The sequence below is a fragment of the Leptolyngbya sp. DQ-M1 genome (assembly GCF_039962505.1).
Taxonomy (GTDB): domain Bacteria; phylum Cyanobacteriota; class Cyanobacteriia; order Leptolyngbyales; family Leptolyngbyaceae; genus Leptolyngbya.
The window spans coordinates 1-10,298 of the sequence record NZ_JAMPLJ010000010.1; the positions used below are offsets into that span (position 1 = coordinate 1).

The window sequence follows — 10,298 nt, forward strand, 5'->3', positions numbered from 1 at the left end:
TTTGTCAACATTCTCGGTGGGCTGATTGCGTATTGCCATCAACCGAAGAAGCCCTCAATTGCGATTAACCACAATTTGCTGCTTCCGGCTTAACCCGAACTCAGGTTACTTTAGGTTCTAGGCAACCATAGTCAAAAGCCCTTTTCCAATCGCTGGAAAAGGGCTTTGCATTCTTCTAATTGTAAAAGATTTACTTTCTACTTCACTAGATGCAGCAGGTCGCGGACGACGCTGTAGCCAGCCAAGTCCCAAAGTAGATATGCGGTGAAACCGATCATCGCAAAGCGTCCATTCCAGAGTTCAGCTTGAGGCTTCCAACCAAATAAGAAAGCGTTGCGATCAGCTCCATTGTATGCTTCAGCGATTGGGGGTAATTCAGTTGCTTTGTTGGCTTGCATGATTAACATTCCTTAATGTTTTGTTATATCTCTATACTATTCGCGCATTCAACACTTGCTGTCTACCTTTAGAACCATTCCTGATTTATCTTGCCAGATTAGCGATCGCGTTTGCCAATTGCACTGAATCAATCGGCTTCGTCAGATGGAGCTGAAATCCAGCCTGGATCGAGAGCGGACGCTCTCGATCGCTAGCATAAGCCGTCAACGCGATCGCGGGAATCTGTCCGCCGACCTCAAGCGCTCTGATTTGACGAATCAGGGAATAACCATCCTCTCTTGGCATTCCGATATCCGCTAACAGCAAGTTGTATCGGACAGGATTCTCGGTTAACACTGCGATCGCGTCTCTTGCTGAGGTAACAACGACTACTTCAGCCCCAAGGTCTTGTAATATCCATTTGATCAAGTCGCGACTTCCAGCATCATCATCGACTGCTAGAACACACAGCCCTGCTAGTGAGGGGACTTCAGAGATCGATGAATCTATCTGTTCTGCTGTATCGGTTGATTCTAAATCGGTCGGCAATCGCCCCTCTTCAGATGAAGGCTCTATCTGAGTCGCATTCTGCGTGAAGTGCAGCGGCAACTTGACGGTTAGGGTCGCACCTTGGTTTTCACCGGGACTTGCTGCCTCAATCGTGCCTCCATGAAGCTCGACGAGATACCGCACGATCGATAAGCCGAGTCCGAGTCCCTGACTGGTTTTGGTACTGCTAGAATCTCCTTGACGAAAGCGATCAAAGACATAGGGTAGTAAATCTGCTGGAATACCCTGCCCTGTATCACTGACTCGAATCTGCGCTTGATTCTCCACCCATTCTAACGTGACTTCCACTCGTCCACCGGATGGTGTGAACTTAATTGCATTCGACAAAAGATTCCAAAGCACTTGTTGTAAGCGATCGACATCGCCCACAACCATGACCGAAGTTAAATGCGAAACGAGTTGAATCGACTTCGCATCTGCCGCTAGCCGCACCGCCTCGATCGCACTTATCACCACCATCGCCAGATCGAGTCGTCGAGTGTTGAGGTTCAACTTTCCACTGATAATCCGCGACACATCCAGCAGATCATTGATCAACTGCGCTTGTGTTTTTGCACTGCGCTCGATCAGTTCGATCGCGCGAGCGGCAGCTTCTTCTTCTAGGTTGCGGGTGCGAAGAATTTGTGACCATCCCAGCATGATATTGAGCGGGTTTCGCAGTTCGTGGGAGAGATTTGAGAGAAATTCGTCTTTGGCACGATTTGCCAGATCTGATTCTTGACGAGCGGCTTGCTCTTGTTCAAGTAGACGCGATCGCTCGATTTCAAACTGTTTGCGCTCAGTAATGTCTTCGATCTCCAGCAAAATTCGTTGCACATCACCTTCTTGAAGAACTTTCCAACCATTGAGTAACATCGTTCTCTGCCCAATGTGTTCAAATTGATGCTCGACCTCGAAATTATGAATCGGGACATTATCGGCAAGCACGTCTTCTAAGCGCGATCGCAGTGCGGGAATATTCCACTGCCCGTTACCCAGGTCAAAAATCGATGACTGTGCGGTTTCAGACGGTGAAACCTGAAACGTTTCATAGAACGATCGATTCGCTGTGTTGACTCGAAAATCCGACTCCAGCACTATCAATGGCACTTGCACTGTTTCCACGATCGCTTCTGCGTAGTTGCGGGCTGCTTCGAGCTTAGTGCCACTCCGTTTCAGCGCGTCAATGTCAATCATGACGATCACCACGCCATCGATTTGATTTTCGATAGTGCGATACGGACGGATGCGGAGCGTGTACCAATGTCCGCCTTGCGTTTGGACTTCTAACTCTTTGGCGCTCAGTGTGTCTAGAACTTCTAAAATCAGCGGTTCTAAGTCGGGAATGTTCAGATTGGCTCGGATATCGCTGAGCGGTCGTCCAGCATCAGCCGGAATGAAATTGAACAAGCGTTGCGCCATCGGGGTAAACCGTCGAATGCGTAAATCGTTTGTCAGCATCAAAATCGGAATGTTAATGCTGGCAAGTAAATTCGTTAAATCGTTGTTAACTTGGTGTAAGTCCGAATTGCGGCTGCGAAGTTCTTCGTTCGTGGTATTCAGTTCTTCGTTGGTGGCTTGAATCTCTTCTTTCGCTGTTTCTAACTCTTCGTTGGTACTTTGTAACTCCTCGTTGCTCGACAGGATTTCCTCGTTTGCAACTTTGAGATCTTGATGAATATGCTCCTGTTCTGAGATTACCACTTGCAGATATTCGTGTATTGCCATCCGCTCTTGATTTGCGGAGGCGAGTTCCTGTCTCAGCCGAGCATTTTCACGCTCTAAATCTCCTGGTATGCTCTCCGACTCGATCGCATTGCTCACAATCGGAGGCGCTTCTTCAAACAGCACTAAAAAGTGACGTTCCTCGGTTGGGGTCTTAAACGGAATCACCTGAAGATTCACAATGCTCGATCGCTCTCCCTGTGTCAGGTGTACCCCAGTCTTGGTGACGGGAACGTTTTGCCGTTGTGCCTGATAAATTGCGGCGCGTAGCTCGATCAGCAAGCCTTCTCGCGCCATGTTGAAGAGATTGAAGCTGGCAGTTCCAGGAACGAGTTTGAGATAGCGATCGATATCTCCCCGAAGTTGCAGAACTTCGATCTTGTCATTGACCACCACTCCCACGGAAGCATAGTGAATCAAGAGCAGTTGATCCACCTTTTTCTGTAAGTCAAATCGCTCGATCGCAACCGAGTTCACACGAGAACGCTCATCGGGCTTCACGATCGAATAGTTGCTGGTCACAAAGGAAAACGCCGGACGATTGGCGATTAGCTTCTTGGTATAGAGTTTGCACTTTTTATCGACTACTGTAAATAAGTCAGAGTATTTCCCGGTGCTTTCTGAGGTTCCCAGGAGCAAAAATCCGGTTGGATTAAGGCTGTAATGAAAGATGGGCATGACCCGTTTTTGCAGTGCCTCTCCGAGATAAATCAGCACATTCCGACAGCTAATCAAATCTAAGTTAGAAAAGGGCGGATCACTACCTAAGTCCTGCCGTGCAAACACACACAGCTCGCGCACCATCTTGTTGATTTGATAATTGCCGCCTTCCAGCGTATAGAAGAATCGGCGGCGGCGTTCTGGCGAAACATCCACCATTTGATTCTCGGAATAAATGCCCGCTCGTGCTTTGTGGATCGCCATCTCGCTAATGTCGGTGGCAAAAATCTGAATCGGGGGTTGAGTCGCTTTATCTGCCAAAAACTCTAGCAAACAAATCGCGATCGAGTAGACTTCCTCACCGGTCGAACAGCCTGCCACCCAGATACGAATCGGAAATTCTGCCGACTTGTTTTGCGTAATAGTTGGAAAAACTTGCGCTTGCAGCAGTTCAAAAGCATCAGGATCGCGGAAAAAGCTAGTGACGTGAATCAGAATTTCTTCATATAATGCTTGCACTTCAGCCGGATGCCCTTGTAAATACTCAGCATAATTCTCCAATCGCTCCAGCTTGTAGAGCAGCATCCGACGCTGAATTCGTCGATCAATTGTGTTGGATTTGTAGCGGCTAAAGTCAACACCCGTCGTCGATCGCAGCAGCGCGAAAATTGTGAACAGGGCTTCCTCGCTACTTTCAAGAGATTCCTCAGCCACAATCGACGAAAATGGGCGAGCAACAAAGGGACTGCGACTGAGATTTGCCAGTTCCTCGGCAATTTGTTGGGGCGGCAGCACAAAATCGACTGCGCCCGTCGCTACAGCCGTACTTGGCATCCCATCAAACTGTGCGGTTCCTTCACACTGAGCGAAGGTGATACCACCCGACGCTTTCACCGCCTTCAAGCCCACTGAACCATCGCTATCTGTCCCCGATAACACAACCGCGATCGCTTTGTGTCCGCAATCGGCGGCTAAGGACGCAAAAAAGGCATCACCCGGCATATATTTGCCATATACCTTTTCGCGGGCTGTCAGTCGTAGTGTTCCATCCTCCATCGTCATCTTCGTATTCGGTGGAATCACGAAGACTTGATTTGGCTCGATCGTCATGCCATCTTGCACTTCGTTGACGGGCATCTCCGTCACTCGATTTAATATCTCGCTCAACAAGCTTTTAGCATCGGGTGCTAAGTGCTGAATCAACACAAATGCCATTCCGGTATCAGTTGGGAGATGGCTCAGTAATTGTTTGAACGCTTCTAGTCCACCCGCAGAAGCAGCGATCCCCACGATCGGGAAGGGAGCATCAATTTCGGGCTGCGGCGTTAGATCAGACGCTTCCATCGAAGGTTGGGGTGAATTCTGCTGCTCGGACGGATGGGAGGTCATAGAATAAACCCTTTAGCTGCAAAGCTGATGTTTTAGATCGGAATTCGACTGTAATTTCAAACTGTATAAGATCACAACTTGATCCTTCACCTTAAACAAGTTCCTAAAGAATGAGTTAATGAAAACAATGGTTCGGATAATTTTAGGATCAGCAGTAGACAGAAAAGCCATCCATCCTTTATGGGCGCGAATTGTAAATGTAACGCACCGGATGGATAGCTGTATGAGCATTGTACAGAGCCTACTTGCCAAAGTGGGCGTTTTCGCAAACCGCAATTGAGCGTGATGACGACCTTATTTGCCACGATTCTGAGGCAAGGTGAACTTTACCAATTTGAGTCGTTACAGTGACCTGAGCGAGAAAACCTACCGCCGACTGTTCAAGAAACGGTTCGACTTCACGGCGTTCAATGCTGCCCTGATCCAAGCGGCGATTCCTGAGAACCATCTAACAATCGCGGTGATGGACTGTTCCTTTATCGCCAAAAGCGGTAAGAAGACCTTCGGGTTAGATGAATTTTACAATGGTTGCCACAGCCAAGTCGAGAAAGGTTTAGAGGTGTCGTTGGTTGCCGTGGTTGATGGAGAAACCCAAACAGGTTATGCCCTCTACTATCTTTGAACTGGTTGCGGGTTTTCCCGCCTGGGTGAATTTGTCTGAAAGCTCCTGATTGTCTGAGCTTCTACCGTTTCTGACTAAAATGGCTCAAGTCTTTTTCGTTTGACAGTCGCTTGGAGCAAGAATGGCTCAATCTCAACAGTGGCAATCGATTCCCACACATTTGACCCGAGAACAGTTTGAAGAATTTGTCTTGCCCCACTTGCACCTCGGCAGTCGTGGTCCTCAACCAAAGCTCTCTTTGCACGCGATCTTCAACTACATCCTGAAACTCTTGTACCTCGGCTGCCAGTGGAAAGAACTGCCGATCCAGCAGAACAAAGCGGGGCAGCCGGAAATCCACTACACTTGAATCTATTCCGCTTTTCGGCGCTATGAAACCCAGGGGTGTTTCGATGCCATTTTCGCAGGTTCGGTTCTGCAACTTCATCAGCAGGAGTTGCTCGACATCAGCGTGATCCACGGCGACGGCACAACGACCTCAGCAAAGAAAGGCGGGGACAATCTTGGATACAGTGGGCACAAACATCTCAAAGGAGATAAAGTCGTTGCTTTCTGTGACCGCAACTGCAATGTGATTGCGCCTTTTATTGCAGCCCCTGGGAATCGAAACGAGTCACCGCTATTGCCGGAAGCACTGCCACAAGTGACCCGGATTGCCAAGCAGGTCGGACTTGATCTGAGCCAAACAATCGTCAGTTTGGATAGAGTTTACGATAGTCGAGCCAACCGCAAAGCGATTTTCAATCGCGGCATGGTTCCCAACATTCCTGCAAATCCGCGTGGGAGAAAGACTCCGAAACGAGGACGCAAACCGAGTTTCGACTCAGCCATCTTGCAAGAACGCTTTCGCACAATCGAGCGAGTGTTCGCGTGGGAGGATAAGTTTAAGCGCTTACTGCTGCGCTTCGAGCGGATCAGTGGGTTGCACTACGCCTTGAAAATCTTGGCTTACACGATGATCAATCTCCGGCATTTCTGCCAGAGCTAACCCTTTTGTTTGTCCTTCATTCTCTTGGAGGTCTCTGCGGCAGAGACCCAGATTTGTCGTCCTTTGAAAACGGGAATCGGGGCGAAAGCCGTAGAAAAACGATTAACTCGCTCGTTCTGGTGCTTTGAAAGCTCAATTTGACCTTGCTGTTCATTACTTCAACTCAACTCTGAAGCAAACCCGCAACCAGTTGACAGTTACATGAGGAAATTGAAGCACACACTCAGCACCTGACAAAGCTCACCCAAGAAGCAGCGCCCGAATTAGTGCAAGCGTTTGGCATTGGTACGGATACCGCTGCTGAAATGCTGCTCACCTTTGGCGAGAATGCTGATCGCGTCCATTCCGAAGCTGCCTTTGCAAAGATGTGTGGGGTCTGTCCGATTCCAGCCTCTTCGGGCAAAACGCAGCGCCACCGCTTAAACCGAGGCGGCAGTCGTCAAGCCAATGCTGCTTTGTTTCGCGTCGTGATTGTGCGCATGCGATGGCATCAGCCGACCCAGGACTACGTTACCCGTCGGACAGCACAAGGGTTGTCGAAACGAGAGATCATCCGCTGTCTCAAACGCTATGTAGCACGAGAGATCTATCATCTCATTCGTAAAACATGCCCGACTCTTAAAGTGTCTGGCGTGAGTCATGCTTAGAACACAAAAAAGACCTTGACATCTATAGGAGCATCAGTACCGCCTCAGATCGTATTTGCGACTTCCCGCAGATCTCACAGCCTCCTAACTCTTCGATTAATTTGGATCGGGTTCACACACAACTTCGATTCCAACCAAGCTGTAGAAATTATGAGCAGCACGACGTAACTGATAAGGGTGTTTGCCGAGCAAAAAAGTCATCCACAGATCGATTAGACATCTTTTCCGTCCTGATTGAGTTCGAGAAATCTCCAAGGTGCAAACCAGATCAAGCAATGAAATTGTCTTCCGTTTGCGTTGTTGCAGCTTTTCCATCATCGCGACAAGTTCCGTTGTCCAAGCCTCAATCTCTTCTCCGTGCGAAAGGTCTTTGATCGCATCAATATCGATCAATGGCTGACGATCCGGTAACGCATCAAGCAGGACAACCGCGTCATCAATCATCGCTTCGCGAATTGCCTGCGCCACGGCTGCCTCTGAAATGTAATTGGATCGCAAGTCATGGGGAACCGACCAGTCTCCCTCAAGATTACAGGGCAGCGGCAGTAGCGGGATCGGCTCGATGAATTCCTCGAAATCCACCACCATTGATCGCCGCACAAAGGCATCGAAGAAGTCGATCGACACCACCGGGTCTCTCGCCCCACGCGGTTGCACTTCCGCCTTCACTGCCTCGATTACACCCACGTACTTGGCTTCGACGATCGTCGCCAGTTGAAGCAGGGCATTGGCTGCCACTTCCAGCACAGCGCGATCCTCTAGACCTGAAATTACCGCATCGAATTCCCGCAAGAGATCCAGCAGTTGGGCCTCTTGCGGAGCGCTCATCGCTGCTTGGAGATGCTCAAACAGATCGAGACGAATCATCCCGTTGCCTCCAGACAGCAAGGACGAATCGGGCAGCACTGCGGGTCACGTCGAATCTGTGCCGCAAACTTGCGGATGCCGTATTCTTTGTGCAGAACACGCAGCAGCGTGGCAGTATAAGCCTTGACTACCGTTGGGGTCATGCCCTCGCAGTGAACCGGAGCAATCTCCACAATCTGCTCATTGCCCTTCCACACTGAGCCTGCGATCGCGTGCACCGGAGAATCATATCCGCCCTCGCGATATACAATCAGCACAGCATAAGCGAGATCAGTGTAGGGCGACTCAATTTGCAGTTGTTGGAAGACTTGTTCCCGCTGCTTAATCGCCTGTTTCTGACAATTAATCTCAGAATTTCGTAGCCGAGATCGCTTCGGTGGGCAAAGCTTCGGGTCATAACAGCCATCGCTTGAGATGTTCGGATCGCGCACGAAATTCTGCGGGTCCGTTTTCGGTGAACCGTGGAGTTGATGCACCTGCTTGATCGCCAGTGCCGCGCACTTATAGCATTTTTGCGGTGCTTTCCTGGGCATCCCCACTTCCCCTAATTGCCACTAAACCTTCGGCTTATTTCCCTGCATTTAGAATTTCCGCCGCAGTCAATTGTAGCGTCGGGAATTGCGACGACAGGACCGGGTCGTCCCCTGCGAATGGTCGGGATTGATAAGCTCCGTTCACCAGCTCCAGCACATTCACCACAGCTCGATTGGGGTCAACCTGCCACAGTTCAGGAATGCCTCGCGCGGCATACTCTCTCGGCTTTTCAACATAATCACGCTGATAGTTTTTGCTGCTCGGGCTGCCGAGCGACACAACTTCCACCACCAGCTGTGGAACAGGCATTCCCAGTCGGATGATTCTTTCACCAGATAGTAAGGCGTTGATCGATTCCTCGGTGTGAACCATCAGATCTGGCTGTCGGGCTGTGACTTCACGCGATTCCACTTCAATCTGATGTCCGATTGCAAGCTGACGCGGACGAATGCCCAAGGCTGAAAAAGCAACCAGCAGTATAGCTGCGATCGTCGGGTTAATTGGATCTTCACTCGGCAATTCAACTAGCTCCCCATTCACCAATTCGTATCGAGTATCCGTTCCGTCGTCGTAGTCGAGATATTCCTCGATCGTCTTAAACTGTGGCTTCGTTTGCGTCATACCCCCTGCGCCTCCTCTAGCTCACTATCGCTGTAACAATCTTGCAACCCCAATTTGCACGTTTGGAAAAGCAAGCGGACTTACCACACCCTCAGTCAACACCGTTTGCTCCTGGTACTCCCCGTTCACTGGATTCCGAAAGACGTTTAGCTCTCTGGTTTTCAAATTAACCACCCAATACTCGCAAATACCTGCTTCGGCATAAACTTTAGACTTCACTTCCAAGTCTTTCTGCAAGCTCGTGTTCGAGTATTCAATGATCCAGTAAATGTTTTCAACGTATGGGTGATGAGATCGGTAAATCTCAACGGGCAACTGAACAATTGAAATGTCGGGTTCTGGCTCTGAACGGTTAGGCAGCGTGATCGGTTTAGCTTCTCGCACCTTGGCAAGACCACGCAACTGTTCCCTGAGATATTCAGCCGCTTCATCACTGAGCGACGAGTGCGGAACTCCTTCGGGCGACATCTCTACTAATTCTCCATTCAACAATTCAACAGGCACACCCTCAAAAATCCCCGCTTCTACCGCCTGGTGATAGCGATTGATCGTCCATTTCCATGTCGAGAGTGTCATGATGCTACCTCACAGTCCCGTAGTCAATTTGCAGTTTAGCTTGAGTCATGGTGTAGTCGCGCCCCTGGTTGAATAAGTGAGCATCAAATCCCCACTATGCAAAAATTTTACCGGATTTTGCCCATTTTACACCACAGGATTCATTACAAGATTACCTACACGCTAAAACCACAAAGCCCAAACAGAATAGATGTTTCAGCGTTCACAATTTTATGTGAGATCGATTTCTCTTAAAAAATGCTTATCCATACTGCAATAATACCGTAACTACAGATAATGGTTATTATTTGTAGTTGATCTCGAAACTTGAACGACGATCGCTGAATTCCGCTTTGGTCTATGAAGCGTAGAATTGGCAAAAGGCTTATGAGTTAAGGGCTTTAAGAGTGTTGCCACCTCTTCTTCAACTTGCTCTATTCAGGCGTAAGATCCCCAAAATTCTTTTCCTGTGTGGGTTGCAGCGATTATTGAAATTACTGTGCTTCGATGGTAACGACCACTTTATCTAAATGCCATTTGGCTACAATGAATGTAAGGGCGTTTACGATACAGATGATTGGCGGATTTTTGTCCAAACTTCTGGAACCATTCTCGCATCGATTCATACGTCACCTTGATGCCCCGATGAAGCCTCATCTTCTCGATGTCCCGGTAGCCCGATAGGAAGCTGTAGTATAGCCAGACACAGTAGCTGGAGATTTCGCTAGGGAAGCAATGACGGGAGCATATGAGAAGGCGTGAT

10 protein-coding genes and 1 pseudogene are annotated in these 10,298 nt (G+C 49.1%); 4 read left to right on the forward strand and 7 right to left on the reverse strand.

Annotated features, from left to right (window positions below):
- Positions 1 to 197: 197 nt before the first annotated feature.
- Both NC981_RS22235 and NC981_RS22240 read right to left on the reverse strand, forming a co-directional pair.
- The gene (locus tag NC981_RS22235) at positions 198 to 398 is read right to left on the reverse strand and encodes a chlorophyll a/b-binding protein (RefSeq protein WP_190376892.1); all 201 of its coding nucleotides are present in this window, start codon (positions 396 to 398) and stop codon (positions 198 to 200) included.
- A gap of 85 nt (positions 399 to 483) precedes the next feature.
- Positions 484 to 4,701 (reverse strand): chemotaxis protein CheB, encoded by a 4,218-nt coding sequence (locus tag NC981_RS22240; RefSeq protein ID WP_348244898.1) that lies wholly within the window; start codon positions 4,699 to 4,701, stop codon positions 484 to 486.
- Positions 4,702 to 5,020: 319 nt separating this feature from the next.
- Between NC981_RS22240 and NC981_RS22245 the strand changes: the two genes are divergently transcribed.
- The 4 genes and pseudogenes from NC981_RS22245 to NC981_RS22260 form a co-directional block, all read left to right on the forward strand.
- Positions 5,021 to 5,323: a hypothetical protein gene (locus tag NC981_RS22245; RefSeq protein WP_348244899.1), complete on the forward strand. Its 303-nt coding sequence runs from the start codon at positions 5,021 to 5,023 to the stop codon at positions 5,321 to 5,323.
- Positions 5,324 to 5,444: 121 nt separating this feature from the next.
- On the forward strand, positions 5,445 to 5,672 hold the full coding sequence (locus NC981_RS22250; RefSeq protein WP_348244900.1) for a hypothetical protein: 228 nt from the start codon (positions 5,445 to 5,447) through the stop codon (positions 5,670 to 5,672).
- An 87-nt stretch (positions 5,673 to 5,759) separates the two neighbouring features.
- Positions 5,760 to 6,311: a transposase gene (locus NC981_RS22255; RefSeq protein WP_348244901.1), complete on the forward strand. Its 552-nt coding sequence runs from the start codon at positions 5,760 to 5,762 to the stop codon at positions 6,309 to 6,311.
- A 197-nt stretch (positions 6,312 to 6,508) separates the two neighbouring features.
- Positions 6,509 to 6,958, forward strand: a pseudogene (locus tag NC981_RS22260) (transposase); the annotation flags it as partial.
- Between the two features lie 96 nt (positions 6,959 to 7,054).
- On the opposite strand, the gene NC981_RS22265 reads toward NC981_RS22260, so the two are convergent.
- From NC981_RS22265 to NC981_RS22285, 5 genes are all read right to left on the reverse strand, one after another.
- On the reverse strand, positions 7,055 to 7,825 hold the full coding sequence (locus NC981_RS22265; RefSeq protein WP_348244902.1) for a hypothetical protein: 771 nt from the start codon (positions 7,823 to 7,825) through the stop codon (positions 7,055 to 7,057).
- The gene (locus tag NC981_RS22270) at positions 7,822 to 8,358 is read right to left on the reverse strand and encodes a hypothetical protein (RefSeq protein ID WP_348244903.1); all 537 of its coding nucleotides are present in this window, start codon (positions 8,356 to 8,358) and stop codon (positions 7,822 to 7,824) included. The genes NC981_RS22265 and NC981_RS22270 overlap by 4 nt, the downstream gene beginning before the upstream one ends.
- A gap of 34 nt (positions 8,359 to 8,392) precedes the next feature.
- Positions 8,393 to 8,980, reverse strand: a complete 588-nt coding sequence (locus NC981_RS22275; protein ID WP_348244904.1) for a Uma2 family endonuclease — start codon at positions 8,978 to 8,980, stop codon at positions 8,393 to 8,395.
- 24 nt (positions 8,981 to 9,004) lie between these two features.
- Positions 9,005 to 9,556 (reverse strand): Uma2 family endonuclease, encoded by a 552-nt coding sequence (locus NC981_RS22280; protein ID WP_348244905.1) that lies wholly within the window; start codon positions 9,554 to 9,556, stop codon positions 9,005 to 9,007.
- 501 nt (positions 9,557 to 10,057) lie between these two features.
- Positions 10,058 to 10,192: a hypothetical protein gene (locus tag NC981_RS22285; RefSeq protein WP_348244906.1), complete on the reverse strand. Its 135-nt coding sequence runs from the start codon at positions 10,190 to 10,192 to the stop codon at positions 10,058 to 10,060.
- Positions 10,193 to 10,298: the final 106 nt, after the last annotated feature.